Source organism: Plantactinospora sp. ZYX-F-223 (assembly GCF_039649625.1).
Taxonomy (GTDB): domain Bacteria; phylum Actinomycetota; class Actinomycetes; order Mycobacteriales; family Micromonosporaceae; genus Plantactinospora.
The window spans coordinates 8,446-35,280 of sequence record NZ_JBDJAV010000059.1; the positions used below are offsets into that span (position 1 = coordinate 8,446).

Annotated in this window: 5 protein-coding genes; all 5 read left to right on the forward strand. The window is 68.1% G+C overall.

All coding sequences use genetic code 11. The features are described 5' to 3' along the window. Positions 1-17 precede the first annotated feature (17 nt). The 5 genes from AAH979_RS37205 (at position 18) to AAH979_RS37225 (ending at position 26,775) form a co-directional block, all read left to right on the forward strand. Entirely contained in the window at positions 18-6,365 is a 6,348-nt protein-coding gene (locus tag AAH979_RS37205) for a MupA/Atu3671 family FMN-dependent luciferase-like monooxygenase (protein WP_346262828.1), read from the forward strand. Beyond that, positions 6,362-14,230 carry an amino acid adenylation domain-containing protein gene (locus tag AAH979_RS37210; protein ID WP_346262829.1) on the forward strand — a complete coding sequence of 2,623 codons (7,869 nt, stop codon included), beginning with the start codon at positions 6,362-6,364 and terminating at the stop codon, positions 14,228-14,230. Before AAH979_RS37205 ends, AAH979_RS37210 begins: the two co-directional genes overlap by 4 nt. A 134-nt stretch (positions 14,231-14,364) precedes the next feature. Continuing rightward, positions 14,365-17,592 (forward strand): amino acid adenylation domain-containing protein, encoded by a 3,228-nt coding sequence (locus tag AAH979_RS37215; RefSeq protein WP_346262830.1) that lies wholly within the window; start codon positions 14,365-14,367, stop codon positions 17,590-17,592. After that, the gene (locus AAH979_RS37220) at positions 17,585-22,147 is read left to right on the forward strand and encodes an SDR family NAD(P)-dependent oxidoreductase (RefSeq protein ID WP_346262831.1); all 4,563 of its coding nucleotides are present in this window, start codon (positions 17,585-17,587) and stop codon (positions 22,145-22,147) included. The genes AAH979_RS37215 and AAH979_RS37220 overlap by 8 nt, the downstream gene beginning before the upstream one ends. After that, on the forward strand, positions 22,144-26,775 hold the full coding sequence (locus tag AAH979_RS37225) for an SDR family NAD(P)-dependent oxidoreductase (protein WP_346262832.1): 4,632 nt from the start codon (positions 22,144-22,146) through the stop codon (positions 26,773-26,775). The genes AAH979_RS37220 and AAH979_RS37225 overlap by 4 nt, the downstream gene beginning before the upstream one ends. The last annotated feature ends 60 nt before the right edge of the window (positions 26,776-26,835 follow it).

Below are 26,835 nucleotides of genomic sequence, written 5' to 3' on the forward strand. Positions count from 1 at the left end.
CCGGGTCCGTAGAGTCCGTGGTCGACCTGCTGCGCTGGCGGTCTGAGGCCCAACCGGAAACCGTCGGATACACCTTCCTGCGCAGCGGCGCCGAAGACATCGCCACCTACGCTGAACTTGACCGGCGTGCCCGCAGCGTCGCGGCAGCACTCCAGGACGTATGCGGGCGTGGTGAGCGGGCGATGCTACTCCTGGCGCCAGGACTCGACTATGTCGCGGCGTTCTTCGGCTGCCTCTACGCGGGCGTGGTCGCTGTTCCGGCCTATCCACCGCGGCGCGTCGCACAGGACCGGAATGCGGCTCGACTCGCTGCTGTCGTTGATGACGCGGCGCCGTCGGCCGTCTTGACCACAACTGACCTGGTCGGGCGGATGGACTCGCTGGTAGCGCGGGCAACGCCCCGCCCTGCGCTCATTTCGGTCGACGAGGTCACAGCCGCTGCGGAACACCGATGGAGGCCCGCCGGCGTGGGCGCCGCCGACGTGGCGTTTCTGCAGTACACGTCTGGATCGACGGCCATGCCCAAGGGTGTGCAAGTCACCCACCGGAACCTGCTCAGCAACGGTGCCGACATCGAGCACCTCTTCGGGCTGGACGCGGAGAGCAAGACCGTCAGCTGGCTGCCGCTGTACCACGACATGGGTTTGATCGGCGGGATACTCCAGCCGCTCTACACCGGATATCCGGTGCTGTTCATGGCGCCCGGCGACTTCGCGCGGGATCCGTTCGCCTGGCTCGACGCGATATCCCGCTCCGCCGCCAGCGTCAGCGGCGGCCCGAGCTTCGCCTACGACCTTTGCGTCCGTCGTGTCACGCCGGAACAGGTCGCGCTCCTCGACCTCAGCAGCTGGCGGGTGGCTTTCAACGGCGCGGAACCGGTCAAAGCCGAGGTCCTGGATCGGTTTGTGGACATGTTCGCGCCGGCTGGGTTCCGCCGCAGCGCGTTCTATCCGTGTTACGGGCTGGCGGAGAACACCTTGATCGCCACGGGTGGTGGCGGGCGTAAACCTCCGGTGGTGCGCCGGTCGCTGGTTGCTGACAGCCAGCCGTTGGTCAGTTGCGGGCGACCCAGCCAGCGCCAACGTGTGCTGATCGTCGATCCGGAGACGAGAACACCATGCCCGGACGGTGTGGAGGGTGAGATCTGGATCAGCGGGCCCAGCGTCGCGCAGGGCTACTGGCGCAGGCCCGGCGAGACCGCCGTCACCTTCGCTGGACGGTTGGCCGGGTCGGAAGACGGGCCGTTCCTGCGGACCGGGGACCTGGGTCTGATGGAGGACGGGGAGCTGTTCGTGACCGGTCGCATCAAAGACCTGATCATCATCCGTGGGATCAACCACCATCCGCAGGACGTTGAGCAAACTGTCGCTGGAGCGCACGAAGCACTGCAGCCCAACGGCGGCGCGGCGGTCGTGGTCGAGACGGAATCCGGTCAGCGGCTCGTGATCCTTCATGAGATATCCCCGCGCTGTCCCGACTCCTCGTTGGACGAGGTGGCCGAATCGATTCGCGCAACGGTCGGCCAGGTCCACGAACTCACGGTCCACGCTGTAGTGCTGCTGCGGAGCGGCGCCTTGCCGAGAACATCGAGTGGAAAGCTGCGACGACACGCCGCCCGTCAGGGCTTTCTGACCGGCGAACTCGTCGCGCGCTCCCGGCATACGTTCGACCCAGCGCAGCTGTCCCACCAAGCGCCGGCGCCGGACCGGAGCGCGGCCGTGGACCACCCGGCGCGCCGGCACCTTGTCGAGGAGTTTGTCCGGAGCCATGTCGCCGCCTGTACGGGCTGTCTCCCGGCACAGGTGAGCCTGGACCGGCCCGGCCCCGCAGCGGGTTTGGATTCCGTGGGCCTGGTTCAGCTGCAGCACGCCATCGAACGCCACTTCAACGTCGAGGTGTCAGCGGAACACGTCCACGGCGCCAAGCTCGTCGATCTCGCCCGCACGGTGGCCCAGGCCGCCGCAGCCGCGGACGTCGATGCCCCCGGTGGGGCCCGGGTCGACGCCGAGCAGCCGTTGACCTACGGACAGCGCGCCATGTGGTTCCTCGATCAGCTGATCGACACCGAGGGTGTGTACAACCTTGCGGGAGCGGCCCGGCTGAAAGGCGCGATCGACGTCGCCGCGGTGCGCGAGGCGTTGCGACTGCTCGCGCTGCGGCACGCCGTGCTGAGAACAACCTTTGCGGTGCGCCCGGACGGTCCCGTGCAGATCACGCATCCTGAACCGCCGACGCAGCTGCGTCACCGGGAGCTGAGCGACTGGTCGCCCGAGGCGCTGGACCGGGAGATCGCCGCTGCCGTGCATCAACCGTTGTCGCTGACAGGGGGGCCATTGACATGGTTCCACCTGTGGACCGGTGAGGGTCGGGACCCGCTGATCGTGCTGGTCGCACACCACATCGTCAGCGACTTCTGGTCGCTTGCGTTCATGTTGAAAGAGTTCGCGGAGCTTTACAGCGCGATCGTGGCCGGCGAGCGCGTGACGGCGCCGGCCGGTTCGAGCTACGCCGCATACGTCGCCTGGCAGGCGCGGTACCTCGAGAGCCAGGCTGGGCAGGAGAGCGCCGAATACTGGATGCGGCAGTTGTCGGGGGAGCTTCCCCGGCTGAGCCTGCCCACCGACCGGCCGCGGCCGGCGGTCCCGTCCTACCGAGGCGACAGCCACCGGTTCATGCTCGACCGCGTCCTCGCCGAACGGCTGCAGGCCCTGGCGAGGGAGACCGGTGAGACGTTGTACACGGTCCTGCTGAGTGCGTTTCAGGTCTTCCTGCATCGTTATACCGGGCAGACCGACATCCTCGTCGGGTCGCCGGCATCGGCCCGGAGCCGGGCTGCGTTCGCCGCCACCCTGGGGTACTTCGTCAATCCGGTGGTCCTGCGCGGAGATCTCGTGGGCAACCCGTCGTTTCGTTCGGTGCTCGAACAGTTCTCCCGAAAGGTACCGGAGGCACTCGCCCACCAGGACTATCCATTCGCCCTGCTGGCCGAGCGCTTGCAGCCGGTCCGGGATGCCGGACGCTCACCGGTCTTCCAGACGATGTTCATCTATCAACAGTCTCCACTGAACGACTGTGCCGGTCTCGGCATGTTGGCGGTCGGCCAGCCCTGTCCACCATTCGAGATCGCCGGACTGCGGTTCGAGCCGGTCCCCGTGCCGGTGCGGACGGCGCAGTTCGACCTGACGCTGATCATGGCGGAAATGGACGGCCAACTCGCGGGGGCAATCCAGTACCGCACGGACCTGTTCGACGGCGACACCGTCGAGCGGATGGCTGAGCACTTCACCGCCCTCCTGCGTGCGATCGTCGATGATCCGGACGAGCCGGTCGGCTACCTGCCGATGCTCGACGGCGACGCGCGCCGCAGGGTGCTTGACGAGTGGAACGACACGGCGGCCGGATACCCCGACGACGCGTGTGTCCATGACCGCATCGCGATCACCGCACGGGCGCAGCCGGATGCCGTGGCGGTGGTTTGCGGAGCGAGCCAGATGACCTACCAGGAGCTTGACGAGCGGGCGGACGCGGTGGCGGCGCAACTGGCCGGCCACGGCGTGAGCGCGGAGGCGCGGGTCGGCATCTGCGCCGAGCGTTCCCTCGATCTGATCGTTGGTCTGCTGGGCATTCTCAAGGCCGGTGGTGCGTACGTGCCACTGGATCCGGCGTATCCGAGCGAGCGGCTGGGAGCGGTCCTCGACGACGCCGACGTCTCCATCCTGCTCACCCAGTCGCACCTGACGGCCCGCCTTCCCAGTCTCCGTGCGCCGGTGCTGTATCTCGACACGCCTCCCGGCGGGCACCGCGCGGGCGTGGCACCGCCGGACAGGCCAATGGCGCCGGTGCCGGACAACGCGGCGTACGTGCTCTATACCTCCGGCTCGACCGGCAAACCGAAGGGTGTGGTGGTCAGCCATCGCAACGTCGTGAACTTGTTCGCCGGCATGGACCGGCGGATCGGTTGCGGCCCGCAGGACACGCTGCTGGCGGTTACCAGCGTCGCGTTCGACATCTCGGTACTGGAGATCTTCTGGACGCTGACCCGCGGTGCCCGAGTACTTCTGGCGGACGACCGCATGGTCGCCCGCAGAGGTGGCTCAGCTACCGCCCCGGCGCGCCGGCCCGTCGACTTCAGCCTGTTCTATTTCGCGAGTGCCAGCAGATCCAACGCGGACGACAAGTACCGCCTCGTGCTGGAGGGAGCACGATTCGCCGACCGCCACGACTTCCGCGCGGTCTGGACACCAGAGCGGCATTTCCATGAGTTCGGTGGCCTCTACCCCAATCCCGCAGTACTCAGCGCCGCGATCGCGGCGGTTACCGAGCGAGTACAGATTCGTGCGGGAAGCGTGGTGCTGCCGCTGCATTCACCGCTGCGTGTGGCGGAGGAGTGGTCCGTCGTCGACAACATCTCACGAGGACGCGCGGGAGTGGCGTTCGCCTCCGGCTGGCATGCCGACGACTTCGCCTTCTTCCCGGAGCGCTACGCGGACCGCAAGCGATGGATGAACGACGGTATCGACGCCGTGCGTACGCTGTGGCGGGGCGGATCAATCGACGTCGTCGGAGGCGGCGGCAACACGATCGAAGCGCGGGTCTTCCCTGCGCCGGTCCAACCCGATCTGCCGATCTGGCTCACTGCGGCCGGCAGCCCAGATACCTTCGCCCGGGCCGGCGCCCTGGGGGCCAATGTGCTGACCCACCTGCTGGGTCAGACGGTCGCTCAGGTCGCCGAGAACATCCGGCTGTACCGGGAGGCCCGGCGACGGCACGGGCACGACCCCGAGACCGGTGTTGTGACGCTGATGCTGCACGCCTTCCTCGGCGAGGACCGTGAGGCGGTGCACCGTCTGGTGCGACAGCCATTCGGCGAGTATCTGCTCAGCTCCGTCGGCCTCATCGAGAACCTGGTCAGAAGCCTGAACCTGCCGCTGGACCTGGCCTCGATGAACGAAAGTGACAAGGACGCCCTGCTGGCGTTCGCGGTCGATCGTTACTTCGACAGCAGCGCGATGTTCGGCAGCGTCGACGACGCGCAGGCCATGGTGCGGACGGTGCGGGACCATGGCGTGGACGAGATCGCCTGCCTCATCGATTTCGGGCTACCGGCGGACGTCGTGCTGGCCGGTCTGCCCAAATTGGCGGAGCTACGGCAACGCTGCCTGCCCGATCCGTCGGATCAGGGCGTGGGTCCGCTGCTCGCCGACCAGTTGGCGGCGTTTCCACCCTCGATGCTCCAGTTGACCCCGTCGATGATGCAGATGCTCCGGCTCGATCCAGCTGTCATGGCGGGACTGCGGTCGCTGCGCGTGCTGATGCTGGGTGGTGAGGTACTGCCCACTGCGATGGTGCGGGAGCTTTCCAGGCTGCTGCCGGCCGATCTGGTCAACATGTATGGCCCGACAGAGACCACGATCTGGTCGTCCACCCACTCGATCGGCGAGGCTGACGGCGCGGTTCCGATCGGACGGCCGATCGCTAACACAGAGATGTACGTTCTGAACCCGATGATGGTGCCTGTCCCGCCGGGTGTTGTGGGTGAGCTGTTCATCGGAGGGCTCGGAGTGAGCCGCGGTTACTGGCGAGAACCCGGACTCACCGCCGCCCGGTTCGTTCCAGATCCCTTCTCCGGCCGCTGCGGGGCTCGCCTCTACCGCACTGGAGACATGGTCCGCCAGCACAAGGACGGCACCTTCCAGTTCCTGGGTCGGATGGACCGACAGGTCAAACTGCACGGCTTCCGTATCGAGCCGGCGGAGGTGGAGATGGCACTCGGACGCCTGGACAACGTCCGCGAAGCGGTCGCTGTCGTACGGAGCGACGGCACGGGCGACCCCCGGCTCGTGGGTTACGTCGTGCCCGATCACCAGCCGGGGCCGACGGCCGCCCAACTGCGCAGCGCGCTTGCGCAACAGCTCCCGCACTACCTGATTCCGTCCTCGTTCGTGACGCTGACCGAGGTTCCGCTGACCGTGAACGGCAAGGTGGATGTGAATGCGCTTCCCGCGCCTGACGCGGGCGGCGTGGCGACCGGGGTGCCGCCCGCCACCGAACTCGAGCGCCAGATCGCGGCCGTGTGGAGCGACGTCCTGCAGCTCGACACCGTTGGTATTCACGACAACTTCTTCGATCTCGGCGGCCACTCTCTGCTGATGGCGCAGGTCCATGCCCGGCTACGGCTCGTGGTGGGCGCCGACCTACCGATGATCCGATTGCTGGAGTATCCGACCATCAGCGCACTGGCGGCGTTCCTGAGCCGCGAGCAGGCCCTTCCCCCTTCATTCCGGCCGAGTGAGGAACGTGCGCGTCTGCAGCGCACCAGTCGTCGTCGCGGTCAGCCCGCGCCTGAAGGAGAAGCGGGCACATGAGCGGATTGCAGCACGCAGAACATGACATTGCCATTGTCGGTGCCGCAGGACGCTTTCCGGGCGCATCCGACCTCGAACAGTTCTGGGCCAACATCAGCCAGGGCGTCGAGTCGATCCGGCACTTCAGCGACGACGAGCTGCGCGGCTTCGGAGTACCAGAGGAGTCGCTACGGGATCCGAGTTTCGTCAGGGCCGCCGCCATCATCGACGGCGCGGACCGCTTCGATCACGAGTTCTGGGGCTACTCCCCGCGCGAGGCGCAGCTCATGGATCCGCAGCAACGGGTGTTTCTTGAGGTGGGGTGGCATGCGCTGGAGCACGCGGGCTACAACCCGCACGGGTACGACGGCCTGATCGGCGTCTACGCCGGTATGGGGATGAGTACCTACCTGCTCTTCAACCTGATCGGAAATCCTGCGCTGACCGGCGCCGACACGACGGTGGCGATGCTCGGCAACGACAAGGATTTCCTCAGCACCCGTGCCTCCTACCATCTCAATCTCCGGGGGCCGAGCGTCACGGTACAAAGCGGCTGTTCGACGTCGCTGGTGGCCACACATCTCGCCTGCGACGCACTGCTCAGCTTCCAGTGCGACATGGCCCTCGCGGGTGGCTCGACCATCGCCGTACCGCAGCGGACGGGTTACCACTTCGTGCCGGGCGGCACCGCGTCACCTGACGGACGCTGCCGTGCGTTCGACGCCGACGCCGCGGGCACGCTGTTCGGCAGTGGTGTCGGGATCGTCGTGCTCAAACGAATGGCGGATGCGTTGGCCGCCGGTGACACCATCTACGCCGTCATCAAGGGCTCGGCGGTCAACAACGACGGATCGCACAAGGTTGGCTTCACGGCGCCCAGCGTGGAGGGCCAGGCCGAGGTGATCGTGCGCGCACAGCATGTGGCGGACGTCGATCCCGTCACCATCGGCTATGTCGAGGCGCACGGGACGGCCACCAAGCTCGGTGATCCGATGGAGGTGACCGCATTGACCCGGGCCTTTCGGGCCTCCACCCGGGAACGCAACTTCTGTGCATTGGGTTCCGTGAAGACCAATGTCGGCCACCTGGACACGGCGGCCGGCGTGACCGGACTGATCAAGACGATGCTCGCCCTGCAGCACGGGAAGCTGCCACCGTCGCTCCACTTCACACGGCCCAACCCCGGGATCGACTTCGCCGACAGCCCGTTCTACGTCAACACCGAACTCACCGACTGGCCCGCGAAGCTGTATCCCCGCCGCGCCGGTGTCAGCGCGTTCGGCTTCGGTGGGACCAACGTTCACATGGTCCTCGAACAGGCGCCGCCGGCTGCACCCGACGTGGCTGACGAGCGACCGCAACTGCTGGTGCTCTCGGCCAGGACCGAGGCGGCGCTGGACGCCGCCAGCGACCGATTGGTCGATCACCTGCGCGACCACCCGGAACAACCCCTGAGTGACGTCGCGTTCACGCTGCAGCGTGGCCGGGTGCGGTTCGGATACCGGCGCAGCGTGGTCGTACGTGACCGCCAGGAAGCCGTAGCGGCGCTCACCTCCCGGCCGCGCCCGCCGATACGGACCCGCGCCGACGGCAGGCAGAATTCCGAGGTCGCATTCATGTTCGCCGGACTGGGGGACCAGTACGCGGGAATGGCCGAGGGGCTGTACCAGACCGCCGGCGTTTTCCGGGCCGCGTTGGACAGATGTGCCGAGGGGTTGCGCCCGCACCTCGGCCTGGATCTGCGTGAGGTGCTCTATCCTGCGGGACGGCCGGCTTCCGGCGAGGGCGCATCCTTCGACTTGCGGGCCATGCTGAAGGGGGCGCCGGGGGATACGGCGATCCAGCGGACCACGGTGGCCCATCCGGCGTTGTTCGCGGTGGAATACGCTCTCGCCCAACAATGGCTGGCCTGGGGTGTCCGGCCGGTCGCCCTGATCGGACACAGCCTGGGCGAGTACGTGGCGGCCACCATCGCCGGCGTCTTCCAACTGGAGGACGCGCTGATGCTGGTCGCCAAGCGCGCAGAGCTCATCGACGCCTTGCCCAGCGGGGCGATGCTGGCCGTTCCGATGGGGGTGGAGCGGGCAAGGGAGTTTCTCCTCGGCTCGCTGTCCATCGCACTCGTCAACGGACCCGCACTGACCGTTGTCGCGGGCGCCGCCGACGACATCCATGCCCTGGAAGGCCACCTCCGTGCGCTGGGCGTCAGTAGCCGTCGACTCCGAGCCGACCGCGCGTTCCACACATCGGCGATGGCGCCGGTGGTGGCGCCGCTTACCGACCTGGTCTCCCAGGCGCGGCTGACGCCGCCCGAGGTGCCCTTCGTGTCCAATGTGAGCGGGACGTGGATCACGGCGGCGGAGGCGACCGATCCCGGCTATTGGGGCCGGCACACGATGCACACCGTTGAGTTCGCGGGCGGTATGCGGGAGTTGTGCCGTGGCCGTGACCTGGCTCTGGTCGAGATCGGACCCGGGCAATCGCTGAGCGCCCTCGCCGGGGATGGCGTGGCGGCGCAGCCGGACGCCCACCACGCGGTCATCGTGCCGTCGCTGCGCCCATGGTACGACCGGCGGCAGCCCGACGACGTCTTCCTGGTCGACGCGCTCGGGCAACTCTGGCTCGCGGGTGCCCCGATTGACTGGGAAAAGGTCCATGCTCCGCGCAAACCGCGGCGGGTGGCGCTGCCAACCTATCCGTTCGCCCGGCATCGGTCCTGGCTCGATCCACCCTCGCAACCCGGCACCGGCACCGGCGTGCGGCAGGCGTCCGGCCCGCGGCCGGCGCTGGATGACTGGTTTCTCGTGCCGACGTGGCGATCCACGTCCCCGCCCGCCCACCGTGCGTGTGGTGAGTGGTCAGGCGACGTCGATTGGCTCGTCCTGAGCGACGGCTCAGCTCTCGCCCGAGCACTGGTGCGGCGCCTCGATGCGGAGGGCCGTAGCGTCACCGTGGTCGAGCCAGGAGCGGGATTCGTCGCCCTGGACCACGATCGGTACCGGCTCGATCCCGCAACGGCCGCGCACTACGTCACTCTCTGCGGCCACCTGGAGCGCGACGGGCGCGCGCCGACGCGCGTCGTGCATCTGTGGAGCCTCGATCAGCAGGACGCCGGGACACCCGACGTCGACGATGACTTGCGGCGTGGCTTCTACAGCTTGAGCTACCTGGCTCGGGCATTGGCGCGGATGTCCACCGTGGAGCTGCTGAGCCTCTGGTTGGTCTCCGACCGGGTCCTGTCGGTCGAGGGCGCGGACGTGGTGCGTCCCGCGAAAACGACGATGCTCGGACCGGCCAAATGTATCCCGCAGGAGTACGAGCGGCTCTCGGTGCGTTTCGTGGACGTCTCCGGAGCGGGGGAACCGGCGGCCCGTACAGCTGAGCGGTTGCTCGACATCATGGCTGACGAGCCGAACGAGCGGATCATCGCGTGCCGGGGCCGGCGTCAGTGGGTGGAGGACTTCAGTCCGACAACCCCCTCGCCGAGCCGGCCGTCGCTTCGACCGAGGGGCGTCTATCTCATCACCGGTGGTCTGGGGCAGATAGGTCTGGACCTGGCGGCGCATCTGGCCGAGCGGGTCGAGGCGAGACTCGCGCTGATCACCCGCGGCCCGTTCCCACCGGCACCGCAGTGGGAGCGGTGGCTGGCCGGCCACGATGAGGACGACGCCACGAGCCGACGGATCCGCCGCCTGCAGCAGATCGTCCGGACCGGCTCCGAGGTGATCGTCCTCTCGGCCGATGTGGCGGACGTGGAGCAACTCCGCGGAGCGGTCGCTGAGACCCTCGACCGATTCGGGGTCGTACACGGCGTTGTGCATGCGGCCGGTGTTGGCGGTGTGCGGGCCTTCGGATTGATCGATGAGCTGACGCCGGGCACGGCGGTGGCGCAGTTTCGTCCGAAGGTGCAGGGCTGCCTCCGACTCGATGACGTGCTCGGGGACATGCCGCTGGACTTCCGGCTGCTGCTCTCGTCCAACGCGGCGCTGTTCGGTGGCATCGGGGCGGCGACCTACACCGCGTGCAACCTCTTCGTTGACGCCTTCGCCGATCAGCGCGCCGCCGCGGACGGCCATCGGTGGCTCAGCGTGAACCTTGAGGAATGGCTCGCTGCGGACGCCGCCCACCAGTACCAGGTGAGTTTCACCCGGTACGGCATCACGCCGGCCGAAGGCGTACGGGCGGTCGAACGGCTGCTCGACGAGGGCAGGAGCGGTCGCGTCGTGCTGATTACCGGCGATCTGGTCGAACGTCTTGACCGCTGGATCGTCAACCCGGCGGCCGCACGTCGGGCACGTGTGGGCACGATCGGCCGTCAACCGCGGCCCGCCTTGTCGACGTCGTACGCGGCGCCCGAGGGTGATCGCGAACAGGCCATCGCGGAGATCTGGCAAGAGGTCCTGGGAATCGAGCAGGTGGGCCGGGAGGACAACTTCTACGAGTTGGGCGGCCACTCGCTGCTGGCTACCCAGATCGTGGCCCGCGTGCGGACAGCGCTCGCCGTCGACGTCTCCATGCTGAGTCTCCTCGCGGCGCCGACGGTGGTCGGTTTCGCGGGCCAACTGACCGATGGGGGTGGATCAGCCGGCCGGTCCCATGAGGTCCCACTGGTTCCCGTACCCAGGCAGGGCGAGTCGCAGCCGTCCTACGCGCAGGAGCGATTCTGGTTCCTGGACCAGTTGGCCCCTGGAAATCCCTTCTACAACATCCCCGACGTCGTGCGGATCGAAGGACCGCTGGACGTCGACCTCCTGAGCCGCAGCATCAACGGCATCATCGCGCGTCACGAGTCGCTGCGGACCACATTGATTACGGTCAACGGCGAGCCGGCTCAGCACGTCGCCGAGAGCTTGAAGATCACCATCGGGCGGCAGGACCTGACCTCGTTGCCGGACGGGGCCCGCCACGAGCGTCTGACCGAATTGGCGCTGAGCGAGGCACGGGCCCCGTTCGACCTTGCCGCCGGCCCACTGATCAGGGCCACCGTCGTCGGGCTGGCCGACGACGAGCATGCGCTGCTGCTGACGATGCATCACAGCGTCTCCGACGCCTGGTCGATGGGTGTCTTCATCCGTGAGCTGGCCGAGTTCTACGCCGCGCAGCGTGAACGACGGGAGGTGGTGCTGGACCCGTTGCCGCTCCAGTACGCCGACTTCGCGACCTGGCAGCGGCAGAACCTCCACGGCGAGACGCTCGAGCGTCTCCTGACGTACTGGCGTGGCGAGCTCGCGGGTGCACCACCGCTCCTGGCACTGCCAACCGATCACCCGCGGCCGCCGGTGCAGACATTCCGTGGAGCTACGCACCCGATCGAACTGCCGCCGGATTTGGTGCGAACCCTCCATCGGATCGGCAGCGGGCGGAACTGCACGTTGTTCATGACGTTGCTCGCAGCCTTCACCTGCCTTCTCCACCACCAATCAGGCGAGCGCGATCTGGTCGTCGGGTCGCCAATCGCCGGACGCACGCAACGCCAACTCGAAGACATCATCGGCGCCTTCGTGAACATGCTTCCGCTGCGGACGCGAATTGATCCGCAGGCGAGCTTCCTCGAACTCCTGGCACAGGTACGTGCGGTGACCCTCGGTGCCTACGCCCATCAGGAACTGCCGTTCGAGGTCCTGGTGGAGAACCTCCAGCCAGTTCGCAGCCTGAGCCATGGCCCGGTGTTTCAGGTGGTCTTCGTGCTCCAGAACGCCCCGCTGCCCGAGCTCGTCCTGTCCGACCTGCGCCTGAGCCCGATGCCGATGGAAGCCACAACGGCCAAGTTCGATCTCATGTTCACCCTGAGGGAGACCGGCGAGGGCGTGACCGGGATCATCGAGTACTCAACCGATCTCTTCACGCGCCAGACCATCAACCGGCTCGGCCGCCAATTCCACACGTTGCTGCGGAGGATCGCCGACCGACCTCAGGACTCGGTCGCCGCGCTGGGCGCGATGCCGGTGGAGGAACAGGCCACCGTTCTGGGCACCTGGTCCAACGGCGAAGCCCGGAAGTGGGGGGACACCTCCATACCGCACCTGGTCGCGCAACGGGCGGCCGCCACACCGGACAAGGACGCCGTCGTCGGGGCGTACGCATCGACTCGGGGCTTCACCTTCGGCGAGCTCGAACGCCTGTCGAACCAGGTGGCCTGGTATCTGACGAAGCGGGGGATCGGGCGGGGGTGCCAAGTCGGGGTGCACCTCGAGCGCTCACCCGAGACGATCGTCGCCCTCGTCGGAATCGTCAAGGCGGGTTGTGCCTACGTACCCCTCGACCCGACCTATCCCCGGGCCTGGCTGCAGCACATGGCGACCGACGCGCGGTTGGACCTGCTGGTGACGCGGCGCGACAGTGCGATCCCGGTGGCCGCGGGCGGCGCCGCGATGATCACCCTGGAAGAACTCTGGGACGCCTGTGCCGACCAGCCCGCCTGGGCTCCACCCTGCCTGGTCGACGACTCCGATCCTGCGTACGTCATCTACACCTCCGGCTCCACCGGTACGCCGAAGGGTGTCGTCGGCCTGCACGGGGGGATGCGCAACCGGTTGGCGTGGATGTGGGAGCGCTATCCGTTCGCACCCGACGAGGTGCATTGCCAAAAGACTTCCCTCAATTTCCTGGACTCTTTCTGGGAGATCTTCGGGCCGATGTGCCAGGGCATCACGACGGTCGTCTTTCCACAGCGGGCCGTCGCAGACCCTGAGGAGTTCGTCCGGTTGCTCGGCGAACATGGCGTCACGCGGGTCGTTGTGGTGCCGTCTCTGCTCCAGGCGGTGCTGGAGTTCAATCCCGGCCTGGCCGACCTGCTCCCGTCGCTGCGGCTGTGGGTGACGAGCGGCGAGGCGTTGACGCCGCAGCTGGCACGGGCCTTCTTCGCCGCCTTGCCGGGCAGGTGCCTGCTCAACCTCTACGGGTCGTCGGAGGTTGCCGCGGATGTCACCTGGCACGAGGTCACGGCAGACGATGCGGCCGCCGATCACGTGCCGATCGGCCGCCCCATCGCGAACGTCAGCGTCTATCTGCTGGATGCGGGGCTGCGACCGGTCGCGCCGGGTGCCGACGGCGAGATCTACGTCGGTGGCGTCGCGCCGGGGCACGGCTACCTGCGTCGACCCGGGCTCACCGCCAGCAGGTTCGTTCCCGATCCGTTCGCCTCGACGCCGGGCGGCCGCCTCTACCGTACGGGTGACCGCGGTCGGTTCGCGGCCGACGGTGTCATCGAATACCTCGGCCGGCGCGATGAGCAGGTGAAGGTCCGGGGATTCCGGATCGAGTTGGCGGAGGTGGAAAGCACACTCCGGCGGCATCGGGACGTCGCTGGCGCTGTCGTGGTACAGCACCGGCAGGCACTGGTGGCGTACGTCGTGCCGGAACCCGGTCGCGATCCCCAGCCGGACGCACTTCGCAGCGACCTTCTCGGTCGGCTGCCGGCCTACATGGTGCCGGCGAGCCTCGTCCTCCTGCCGGCCTTGCCGCTGACCCCGAGCGGCAAGCTCGACCGTTCGGCGTTGCCGCCCCCGGAGGTGGTGCGGCGGGCGGACCTGGTGGCGCCGCGGACACCGGTTGAATCGGCCATCGCCGGGCTGTGGCGAACCGTCCTCGACACGACCCAGGACATCGGGGTGCACGACCCCTTCTTCTCGATGGGCGGCCACTCGCTGCTTGCCACCCGGCTGGTGATGCGAGTACGGGAGGCGTTCGATGTGGATCTCCCCCTGAGCGCGTTCTTCGAGGCGCCGACCATCGCAGGCATGGCGGCCCACCTGGTGGGTCGCCCTGAGCGCAAGGCCGGGGTGGAGAAGCGGGCCGAGTTGCTGCTCATGCTTGCCGATCTCTCCGATGAGGACGTCGAGCGGATGCTCGGCGGCGAGACCGGCGCGGGCGGTGCTGGGTCATGACAGTTCCACATCAGCAGCGTTTCGAGCTGACTGACCGGCGCCGCGCACTACTGACGAAGCTGCTGGCCGAAGAGGCGGCGACCGCACCCGGTACGGTCGCCCCCGTCCCCGCGCGACCAGCCGGCTCACCGGCGGTGCTCTCCTTCGCGCAGGAGCGCATGTGGTTCTTCGAACAGCTCGCTCCGGACACGGCGGTCTACAACCTACCCGCGGTGCTCAGGCTGGCCGGCGACCTCGACCACGAGGTCCTCGAACGGTGCTTCGCCGCCGTCGTGGCGCGCCACACCGTCATGCGTACCACGTACGACGTGGTGGACGGCCAGCCGACGCCGAGCGTCGGATCCGGTGGGGGCCGGACGCTGACCCTGCATGACCTGACGTCACTCCCCGCGGAGCGCCGCGAGGGTGAGGCGGCAACGCTGATGCAGCGCGAGATCGAGCGACCGTTCGACCTGCGACAGGGCCCATTGGTCAGGCTCACGCTCATCCGGGTTGAGGACCGCGATCACCTGCTGGTGTTGAACATGCACCATATCGTCGGCGATGCCTGGTCGTGGGACACGCTCCTGTCCGAGGTGACCGAGGCGTACCGGACGATGTCCGCCGGACTGCCGTACTCACCCCCGCCCCCGGTGCTGCAATACAGCGACGTCGCCGCGTGGCAGCGCAAGCGGTACGCCGAGGGGGACCTGGAGGAGCAACTACGCTACTGGCGATCGGCGTTGGACGGCGCCGGCGCCGCGACGGAACTTCCGATAGGCCGAACCCGGCCGGCGGCGCCGCGGTTCCGGGGCTCGGTCGTGAACTTCGATGTGCCGGCGAGGCTGGTTGCCAGGTTGCGCCGGCTGGGCGGCGGCGAAGAGGCGACGCTGTTCATGATCGCCCTCACCGTCTTCGGTGTTCTCCTGCACCGGTACACGGGTCACCAGGACATCGTGATCGGCACGCCGGTGGCCGGTCGCCGATCGACACAGCTGGAGTCGATCGTAGGTTTGTTCGTCAACACGTTGCTGCTGCGGACCCGGATCCACGCAGCGCTCAGCTTCCGAGACATCTTGCGTGATGTCCGGCGGGTCGCGATCGACGCCTACGACCACCAGGACGTGCCGTTCGAGAAGCTTGTCGAGGAGCTGCAACCGGCGCGCAGCGCCGGCATGGCGCCGTTCTTTCAGATCATGTTCGCCTACCGCACCGCCGTCGCCGAACGGCAGTGGGAATCCTTGCGCATGCGGCAGGTCAAGGTGCACAACGGAACCGCCAAGCGTGATCTCACCATGCAGCTGGTCGAGTCCGGTGACCACCTGGAGGGACACGTCGAGTTCGACACCGACCTCTTCACCGAGGGCGCCATACGGCGGTTCGTCGGCCACTACCTGAGGCTCCTGGCCGAGGTGGTCGATGAGCCGGACAGGCCCGTCGCCCACCTTGCGCTGCTGACTGCGGACGAGGAGCGGCAGCTCCGATCCTGGAGCGTGGGGCCGAGTCCGGAGGCAGCCGAGCCGGGCGGCGTCCACCAGCTCTTCGAAGCCCAGGCCAGGCGGAACCCGGAGGCCGTCGCGGTGGCGGGGCGGTCCGGACGGCTGACGTACGCGCAAGTCGACCGCAGAGCCCGTGAACTCGCCGGCAGGTTGACGGACATGGGCGTCGGGCCGGAGGTCGCCGTCGGTCTGCGGCTGGACCGGTTGCCGGAAACCGTGGTGGCGTTGCTGGCGGTCCTCATGGCCGGCGGAGTCTACGTGCCGGTTGATCCGACGGATCCCGACGAGCGGGTCCAGGCCATCTTCCGCGACGCCCGCGTGCGCGTCGTCATCACCACACCCGAGGGCCACCACGACGCCGGCACGTACCAGCTCGTGCGTGTGCACCCGGAGGCACCGGATGTTTGCCGTCCGGCGACTGCGGCAACCGTCGCCATCGAACCGGCACAGGCGGCGTACATCCTGTACACCTCCGGTTCGACCGGTACGCCGAAGGGCGTCGTCGTCGAACATTCGCAGCTGACGAGCTACGTTCGCGCCATCGTGGAGCGGTTGGCGCTCGACGAGCCGATGAGCTACGCCATGGTCCAGCCGCTGACAGTGGACTCGTGTCTCACAATGCTCTATCCGCCGCTGATCACCGGCGGATCGGTGCACGTCATCGGGCGTGAGACGGCGATCGACGCCGCCGCGCTGGCCGACTATGTGCAGGTCAATCGGATCGACTGCCTGAAGATCGCGCCGTCCCATCTCCGGGCCCTGCAGCAGTCGCCCCGATTCGCCGATCTACTCCCCGCACGCCGATTGATCATCGGCGGCGAGGCGTCCGACTGGAGCTGGGTACGGCGGCTGCAGACCCTCAGCGGCGACTGCCGGCTGTACAACCACTACGGCCCCACGGAAGCCACCGTCGGCGTGACGACGTTTCCGGTATTCGAACACCTGGCCTCCGACTACAGCGTCACGCCCCTGGGAAACCCATTGCCGGGCAGCGAGGCCTACGTGCTCGACCCGCAACTGCATCTCGTACCGGTCGGAGTGCCCGGTGAACTGCACCTGGCGGGCACGAACATAGCGCGCGGGTATCACGGCCGGGCCGGCCTCACAGCCCGCCAGTTCGTGCCCAATCCGTTCGGGCCTGCCGGAGATCGGCTCTACCGTACGGGCGACATCGTGCGCCGGCTCGAGGGCGGTGAGATCGAGTATCTGGGCCGCCGGGACGAGCAGGTCAAGATCCGCGGGTTCCGGGTCGAGTTGGGCGACGTGGCGACCCGGCTCGCCACGCATCCCGATGTGGCCGACGCCGTTGTCGCGGCTCGTGAGGATGAGCGTGGTACGAGGTCGTTGGTCGCGTACCTCGTGCCCGTCGACCCCGCCACGCTCGACGTCGCAGCCGTACGGGTCGCGATGCAGCAGGCATTGCCGCACCACATGGTTCCGTCGGCGTACGTGGTGCTCAGCGCCTTGCCACTCTCCGCGCATGGCAAGGTGGACCGGCAGGCGTTGCCGGCGCCTGGAGTGAACCGGCCGGCCCGCGGTCCGCGCCGGGACTTGGCCACCGACGCCGAACACATCGTTTCGGGAATATGGCTGCGGTTGCTCGGAGCCGAGGGCATCGGGGTGACCGAAAACTTTTTCGAGGCGGGTGGCCATTCGCTACTGCTCGTGCGGGTGCACCAGGAACTCCAGGAGGCATTCGGCCGGCAGTTCCCGCTGGCCGAACTCTTCAACTTCACCACGATCGAGACACAGGCCGCTTTCCTCGCCGACGCGACCGCTGGATCGGATGCGTCGCGACGCGGGCAGGAGCGCGGCCGCCGGCAGGCCGAGGTCATGCGACAGCGACAGCGAGCACTGAGAGCGGGGCGAGACGAGGATGGCTGAGGCACCAGTGCCCGCAGCCCGGGCGTACGAGGACAGCCTCGACATCGCGATCGTGGGAATCGCTGCTCGATTCCCGGGGGCCGCCGACGTCAACCAGTTCTGGCACAACCTGCGCAACGGCGTCTGCTCAGTCACGCGGCTGGACGACGAGCGACTCATGGCTGCCGGCGTCAGCTCGGAACTCTTGCGGGATCCCGCGCTGGTCAAGGCCGCCTTCCTGCTGGAGGACAGCGATCTGTTCGACGCGGGCTTCTTCGGCTACGCCCCGCGTGAGGCGGAACTCATGGACCCGCAGCACCGCATCCTCCTTGAGTGCGCGTGGGAGGCACTCGAAAGCGCCGGCTGCGATCCGGCCCAATACCAGGGCCTGGCCGGGGTGTACGCGGGTGGCGGCATGAGTACCTACCTGTTGAACAACATCGCTGGACACCGTGACCTGGTTGCCGCGGTCGGGAGTAACCAGGTCAAAATCGGCAATAGCAACGACTTCCTCGCCACCCGGCTGTCGTACAAGCTGGGGCTTGAAGGCCCGAGCATCAACGTGCAATCCGCCTGTTCGTCGTCACTGGTCGCCGTGGCGCTGGCGTGCCAGGGGCTACTGGGCTATCAGTGTGACATCGCCCTGGCCGGTGGAGTCGCGGTGGATGTCCTGAAGGAGCGCGGCTATCTCTACCAGGAGGATGGCCCCTTCGCCCCGGACGGATACTGCCGGACGTTCGACGCGCGGGCGCGGGGCACCGTCGGTGGCGACGGCGTTGGTCTGGTGGTCCTGAAGCGGCTGCACGATGCGATGCTCGACGGTGATCACATCCATGCGGTCATCAAGGGCTCAGCGGTCACCAACGACGGTGCGCTGCGTGCCGGGTTCACCGCTCCCCGGGCCGACGGCCAGGCGATGGCGATTACGACAGCGCTCGCCAACGCTGATGTGGACCCGGTCACCGTGCAGTACGTCGAGGCGCACGGCACCGCGACGATTTTGGGTGACCCCATCGAGTTCGCGGCGCTGACCACGGCATACAGGGCAGACGGCGGGCAGAGACGGTACTGCGCACTCGGCTCCGTCAAGCCGAACATCGGGCACCTCGACGCCGCCGCCGGGATCGCCGGATTGATCAAGACGGTTCTGTCGGTGGAGCATGGACAGATCCCGCCGATGCTGCACTATGAACGGCCCAACCCGCGCATTCACCTGGACGACAGCCCGTTCTACATCAACACGGAGCTGATGCCCTGGCCGGCCACGCCAGGGCCGCGCCGGGCGGGCGTGAGCTCGTTCGGTCTTGGTGGCACCAACGCGCACGTCGTGTTGGAGCAGGCCCCCGAACGACCGACATCCGCACGGGACGATCGGGAACAGCTCCTGGTGGTCTCCGCACGCAGCGAGCCGGCACTGGATTGCGCCAGCGACCGGCTGAGCGATTATCTACGCCGCCACCCCGACGTGCCCCTGGCCGACATCGCGTTCACCCTGCAGACCGGGCGGCGACCGTTTCCATACCGGCGTGTCCTGGTCTGCGCGACGGCCTCGGATGGACGGGCAGCGCTGGACGCCCGTGTCGACGGCCGTTTGCTCTCCGCCGTCACCACCGGGACGGCGCGTCGTCAGGTCGCCTTCCTCTTCACCGGATTCGGCGACCAGTACCCACAGATGGGCCGGGAGCTGTACGAGCAGGAACCGGTGTTCCGCGACGCCATCGACGGGTGCGCCGCGATCGTGGCGGATCGGCTCGACCGGGACCTCCGTGACGTCATGTTCGACGACGCCACCCCACCATCGCGGCCGGCGGGCGCACCCGACTTCAGGACGCTGCTACAGCAGCCGCAGGTACCGGATCATCACCTCTACCGCCCGCTGTACGGGTACCCGGCGTTGTTCGCCGTCGAATACGCCCTCGTGCAGTTGTGGGGGGCGTGGGGAGTGCGACCCGCCGCCATGATCGGTCACAGCCTCGGTGAGTACGTGGCCGCCTGCGTGGCCGGGGTGTTCTCGCTCGAAGACGGTCTGCGCCTGGTCGTCGAGCGCGCCGAGCGGATCGAGCGGCTTCCCGAAGGCGTCATGCTCGCCGTTCCGCTTGGCGAGCAGGAGGCCCGGGCGCTGGTGAACGATGAGGTGCAGCTCGCCGCGGTGAACGGTCCGCGCATGTGCGTGCTGTCCGGTGTCGCCTCCGGCATCGCGGCGATCGAGGCGGACCTCAAGGCTGCCGGCATTGCCTGCCGCCGCCTGCTCACGCGGTACGCCTTCCACTCCCATCTCGCCGAGCCGGCGGTCGATCCGTACCGCCAGGCATTGCGCGGGGTGCGGCTCAGCGCACCGTCAACGCGTTTCATCTCCAACATGACCGGTACCTGGATCACCGACGAGCAAGCCACCGACCCGGAGTACTGGGCCCAGCACATGCTCGGGACCGTCCGCTTCGCCGATGGCGCCGGCGAGTTGTGGAGGCTGCCCGACCCCGTGCTGGTCGAGGTGGGACCCGGTCGGACGCTGATGGGTTCGGCTTTGCAGCATCCGGGCGCCAGGGAGGCCGCCGATCGGCTCGCCGTGTCGTCGATGCACGGCGGACTCACCGGGGAGTCCGACCGCGGCCACCTTCTGCGTACGGTGGGGCAGCTGTGGCTTGCCGGGGTGCCCATCGCATGGGAGCAGACCCACCGCGCGGGGCGCCGGCGCATACCGCTGCCGACCTATCCGTTTGAGCGGCGGCGGTTCTGGTTGGACCGGACTTCCGGTACACCCGGCGGTGGCGGAACGGCGGCTGGCCGGCGAGCCGATCTGACGACGTGGTTCGCGACCGAGTCCTGGCAACGGCTTCCGGATCGTCCACGGGACACAGAGGGCGAACTGGCCGGGAAACGCTGGCTGGCCTTCATTGGCGGTGGCTTTGGCTCGCGTCTGGTCGACACGTTGCGGGACCTCGGCGCCGAGGTTGTGACCGTGACCGCGGGTACGGCCTGGGAGCGGAAGAGTTCCAGTTCGTACCTGGTGGATCCGGCCGATGCGAGCCACTACGAACGTCTCGCCGCCCATCTGCGGGAGACGGGTTTCAGCCCGGAGCGTGTCCTGCACTGCTGGACGGCCGATGGGGTGCCGCCGGCCGTGGACCGTGCGCAAGTCGATCGGTTGCTGGGTCGTGGTTTCCAGAGCCTCGTGCGGTGGGCGCAGGCATACGGGCCCGAGCTGATGACCGGCCGGCAACGGTGGGACGTGGTGTCAACCGGGGTCTATGCCGTGTTGGGGGACGAGGAGGTGTGCGCAGTCAACGCCACGCTTCAAGGGGTGTGCAAGGTGATCGCGCAGGAGTACCCGGGCTCGACCTGTCATCTGTTCGACCTTGCGTCGGCACCCGAAGCCCGCGTCGATCAGCTCCTGGACCATCTCGCCGGCCCACCGGCCTCCGGGGTCACGGCGATTCGCGGCCGCCACGCCTGGCGGCCGGTGTACGTGCCGGCCTCCTACGACGGCAACGGCCCGTCGCTGCTGCGTCCCAGAGGGGTCTACCTCATCACCGGCGGCCTGGGAAAGATCGGCCTCGTCCTCGCCCGGGCGTTGGCTGAGTCGGTTCAAGGGCGACTCGTCCTGGTCGGGCGGACCGGGCTGCCGCCGCGCGAGGAGTGGAGAAGGCTCGACCTCTCGCCCGATGACACACGCCGCATCCAAGCGGTCCGCGAACTCGAAGCGCTCGGTGCCGAGGTGCTGATCCTCCGGGCGGACGTCGCTGACGAGACCCGGATGCGGGAGATGGTGACAACCGTTCAGCAACAGATGGGTCCCATCAACGGCGTACTCCATTGCGCCGGGTCGACCGGGGCGCGGGCCCACCGCGTCATCGCGGACCTGACGCCGGAGGCGTGCGACTGGCATTTCGGACCGAAGGTGCACGGCACTCTCGCGCTGGACCGGGCCCTCTCCGGCCAGCCCCTCGACTTCGCGTTCCTGTTCTCCTCCGTGGCGTCGCTGTTGGGAGGTCTCGGCTTCGCCGCCTATGCGGCGGCGAACGCGTTCATGGACGCCCTCGCGAGGCGACCCGAGGGCCGCAATGTCTCCTGGACCAGCCTGAACTGGGAGGCGTGGAGGTTCCCCGATGCCGACGAACCCGCAGGGGGTGTCGGCGGGGCGATCCAGGAGATGGCCGTGGACCAACGCGAGGGGCGCCGGGTCTTCGAACGGCTCCTGACCGCCGTGCCGCCCCGCCAGGTGATCGTCTCCACTACTGACCTCGACGAACGGGCCCGTCTGTGGACCGAGCCCGTGCTCCGATCGGCGGCCAGGCCAGGCGGGCATGCCCGCCCCAATCTCCGCAATGCCTATGTGGAGCCGACATCCGAGATGGAACGACGCATCGCCGGAGTCTGGCAGGACCTGCTCGGGGTGGACATGGTGGGCGTCCACGACAGCTTCTTCGAACTCGGTGGCAGTTCGCTCCTGGGACTTCAGGTCGTCCACAGACTCCGCGACGAGCTGGGCGTCGCGGTGCCGCTGACAATCGTCTACGAAGGACCTTCGGTGCGGACCCTTGCCCGTCTCCTCGAAGAACTGGGAGGTAGACCGTGATCCCGAACCACGGCATCACCGGCACGGACGTGGCGATCATCGGCATGGCCGGTCGATTCCCCGGCGCGCGCAGCGTCGAGGAGTTCTGGGCGAACCTGCGCGACGGCATCGTGTCCATCGACGTCCTCAGCGAAGAGGAGCTGATCTCGGCAGGCGTGTCGCCCGAGGAGTTCGGCCAGGCCGACTACGTCCGTGTCGGCGCGCGGGTGCGTGACGTCGACAAGTTCGACGCCGGCTTCTTCGGCTACACACCGCGCGAGGCCGAGATCATGGACCCTCAGCAACGCATCTTCCTCGAGACCGCCTGGGAGGCACTGGAACAGGCGGGATACGACCCGAGCCGTTACGACGGACGCATCGGCGTCTTCGGCGGAACGGGGAGCAACGGCTACCTGCATCACGTCTATTCCAACCCGGAGGTGGTCGACGCGGTTGGCCAGACGCAGATTCTGCTCGGCAACGAAATTGGGTTCCTGGCCTCGCGGGTGTCGTACAAGATGGACCTTCGCGGCCCCAGCATCTCGTTGCGTACGGCCTGCTCCACGTCGCTGGCGGCCGTGCACCTCGGTTGCCAGAGCCTGCTGGATGGCGACAGCGACATGGTGCTCGCCGGTGGATCCTTCGTCAATCTGGCACAGGACCGCGGCTATCTGTACCAGGATGGCGGTTTCATGTCGCCCGACGGACGCTGCCGTCCGTTCGACGCCGACGCCGGCGGGACCGTCTTTGGCAGCGGCGTCGGCCTGGTGGTGCTCAAGCGGTTCACCGACGCCATGAACGACGGCGACACCATCTACGCGGTCGTCAAAGGCTCGGCGGTGAACAACGACGGCGCCGTGAAGGTCGGCTTCACGGCGCCGGGTGTGCGGGGCCAGGCCGAGGTCATCACCCGTGCGCTCGAGCGGGCCGGCGTTGCCGCGCAGTCGATCGGGTACGTCGAGACCCACGGCACGGGAACGGTGCTCGGGGATCCGATCGAGCTGCGCGCGCTCACCATGGCCTACCGGCGGCACACAGACCTCGTGGGCTACTGCGCGATCGGCTCGCTGAAGGCGAACGTCGGTCATCTCGACGCCGCGGCGGGGATCGCGAGCCTCATCAAGGTCGTTCTTGCGCTTCACCACGAGGCGATTCCACCTACCGCGAACTTCAACCGGGCGAACCCGGCTGTCGAGCTCGACGGTTCGCCGTTCCGGGTGCAACGGGAACTGTCCCGCTGGCCCCGTGCCGACGTCCCGCGCAAGGCTGCCGTGAGCGCCTTCGGCTTCGGCGGGGCGAACGCGCACGTGGTCCTCGAGGAAGGTCCGGTATCCGCGGCCGAGGCATCGAGGCGACCGTCTCAACTCCTCGTACTGTCCGCCCGCAGCTGGGAGGCGCTCGAAACCCTCACCGACAACCTGGCCGATCGGTTGCGCCGGTATGCTCAGCCGCTGGAGGACGTCGCCTTCACCCTCGCCCAGGGACGGCACTGTTTCGCCTTCCGGCGCATCGTGGTAGCCGACGATGTGCAGTCGGCTGCGGCGCTGCTGGAGAGCCGTGAACCGGCCCGCGTGGCCAGCCGATCGACGACACGCGAACGCCCGGACGTTGCCTTCCTCTTCAGCGGTCAGGGCGCCCAGTTCCCGGGTATGGCGGTCGACATCTACCGAAACGAACCAGTGTTCCGTTCCGCCGTCGACGCCTGCGTCGAGACACTACGGTCACATGTCGGTCTGGATCTGCGGCCCACAATGTTCGCAGCCCCCGACGATGTCGCTGCGGCGGATCGGCTTCGCCGCACAGAATTCGCCCAGCCGGCGCTGTTCACGGTCGAGTACGCGCTTGCCGAGTTGTGGCGCTCGTGGGGTGTCGTGCCCAGCGCGCTGCTCGGCCACAGCCTCGGCGAGTACGTCGCGGCATGCCTGGCCGGAGTCTTCTCGTTGGCCGACGCGCTGGCTCTGGTCGCCTTGCGGGGCCGGCTCATGCAGGCGCAGCCCGGCGGTGCGATGCTCAGCGTCCTTGCCGACCGGACCGAATTGGCGTCCTGCCTTCCGGACGACCTGTCGCTCGCGGCACACAACGGCGACACGGCTTGCGTGATCGCCGGTTCACACGCGGCGGTGGCGGCGTTCGCGGACACCGCTACCGCTTGCGGCTGGGTGACTCAGCCGGTCGCCACGTCCCATGGATTCCATTCGGCGCTCATGCGGCCCATGGTGCCCGAGTTCATCGCGGCGGTGGCCGGGGTCCAGCGATCCGCCCCGACGGTGCCGTTCGTGTCCAACGTCAGCGGCACGTGGATCTCCAGCGAGGAGGCGCAGGACCCGATGTACTGGGGCCGACATGTGTGTGCGCCGGTCGAGTTTGTCGCTGGGGTCCGCACGCTCGGCGAGGATGGCGATCGGTTGCTGGTGGAGGTGGGTCCCGGGCAGACGCTGAGCGGCTTGGCGCGGCGGATCCTGAAGGATGGCAGCACCCGTCTGATCACGTCGTCGCTGCCGCACCGAAACGATCGACGTGGTGCCCTGCAGAGGATGCAGCGGACGCTGGGCGAGATGTGGCTCGCGGGCATACAGCCGGACTGGACGGGTTACTACCGGCACGAACGACGCCGCCGAGTGTCGCTTCCGCCGTACCCGTTCGAACGTGACAGGTTCTGGCTGCGACCCGGCGACGGTGCGACGGCCCGGGCGTCTCAGACGACGTCCAGCAGGCAGGTCGACATCGCGGACTGGTTCTATGTCCCGTCTTGGCAGGAGTCGTCGGTGAGCCGGTCGGTGCCGTCGACGGTCGACGGAAGCTGGATCGTGTTCCTGGACCGGCTGGGTCTCGGCGAGGCGCTGGCCGCCCGACTCTGTGATTCGGGCGCCTCGGTCACCACTGTGGCCGCCGCCGAAGCTTGGCGGCAGCTGGACGCCACCAGCTTCGCCGTCGATCCGTCGAGCGGCGCTGACTACCAGAGACTCCTCACCGCGTTGAGCGAGGGAGGCCGGGCGTCCCCGGAGCACATCGTCCATTGCTTCAACGTCACGGAGGTCCCGTCCGGCGAAGCGCCGCCGGCGGCGCAGCCCGACGCGGCCGAGCTCGCGTTCGAGAGCCTCTTTCACCTGGCCCGCGCCATCGGCGAGCATCAGGATGGCGTGACGCGTCGAATGTGGGTGCTCAGCAATGGCCTCTTCAGCGTGACGGATCAGGAACGGCTACAGCCGGAGAAGGCCACTCTGCTCGGGCCCAGCCGGGTGATCCCCCGCGAGTATCCGGGTCTGAGTTGCACGAACGTGGACGTCGTGCTCGACGATCTGGCGGACGGTCGGCTGGTGGACAATCTGCTGACCGAGGTGACGGGGGAGCCGTCCGCGATTCCGGTGGCCTACCGGGGACGGCGCCGGTGGCGGCAGGAGTTCGCCCGACGATCGCTGGCACCGGCCGCCGATGGTGCCACGGCCCTGCGCGAGGGGGGCGTGTACCTCATCACTGGAGGTCTTGGCGGGCTGGGCCTGGCGATCGCCGAGCGCCTCGCACGCATGCGGTGCAGGATCATCCTGACGTCCCGTACCGCGCTGCCGCCGGCCGCCGAATGGCATGGTTGGCTGGGACGCGACCCGGTGACCGACCGTGTCGCCTCGGCGGTGCGCACCCTTTGCCGGCTCGAAAGCATGGGCGCCGAACTGCTCGTGGTCCAGGCCGACGTATGCGACGCCGAGGCGATGGGTCGAGCCGTCGGCGAAGGCACACGGCGCTGGGGGGTCATCAACGGCGTCTTCCATGCTGCCGGAGTCGCCGGAGGCGGCTTGATGCAGGTCAGGGACACGGCGGCGGCCCGGGCCGTGTTGCGCCCCAAGGTCGAGGGCACCATGGTCCTGGAGCGGGTGCTCGCGACACATCATCTCGACTTCCTACTCCTGTTCGGATCGAACGCCGCGAACCTCGGTGACTTCGGGCAGGTGGACTACGTGGCCGCAAACGCCTTCCTTGACGCGTTCGCCCATGTTCGAGCGGGCCGGCAACCGGTGATGGCGATCGACTGGGGTCCATGGCGTGAGGTCGGCATGGCGGTCTCCACGGAGGTACCGCGCGGTCTGGAGGAAGTACGCCGCCGGGACCTGGCGGTGCGCGGCATGTCGCCCACGGAGGGACTGGAGGCGTTGGACCGCCTCCTTGCCGCCCCGCTGACGCCGCAGGTCGTCGTCTCGCCGGTGGACCTCTCGGCGGTGTTCGCCTCCGCGTTTCGGCTGACCGCCGACGGCGACGCGCTGTCCGGCCTCAAGCCGGCTGGACTGGCCCGCCCTCGGCCCTCGATGGGGAGTTCGTACGTGCCGCCCGCGACGGAGGTCCAGCGGCGCATGTGCGCGGTGTGGCAGGAGTCGCTCGGCTTCGAACAGGTGGGAATTGAGGACAGCTTCTTCGATCTGGGTGGCAACTCGCTGATCGCGATCCAGGTCATCGCGGCGATCAACCGTGAACTCGGATCGCGGCTGACGGTGGCGCGTCTCTACGAAGGACTCACCGTCAACCATCTTGCTCATCTCGTGGGCGGAGATGACGAGCACGGCGGAGTCGGTCTGCGCGCCACGATGGACGACCGCAGAGAGCGCATGCAACGGCGCCGCCAGCATCAGCAACAGCGCATGGCCCTGCGCGGCAGATAGGCCCCTGCGGTCGCCGCCTGTCCGGGATGTCAGCGACGAGTCATATCGGAGTTGGTTGTC

What these genes read in the sequence shown, in the direction of transcription:
- AAH979_RS37220 (WP_346262831.1), top strand. Translation starts at nt 17,585, where the DNA reads ATGGCTGAGGCACCAGTGCCCGCAGCCCGGGCGTACGAGGACAGCCTC.
- AAH979_RS37210 (WP_346262829.1), top strand. Translation starts at nt 6,362, where the DNA reads ATGAGCGGATTGCAGCACGCAGAACATGACATTGCCATTGTCGGTGCC.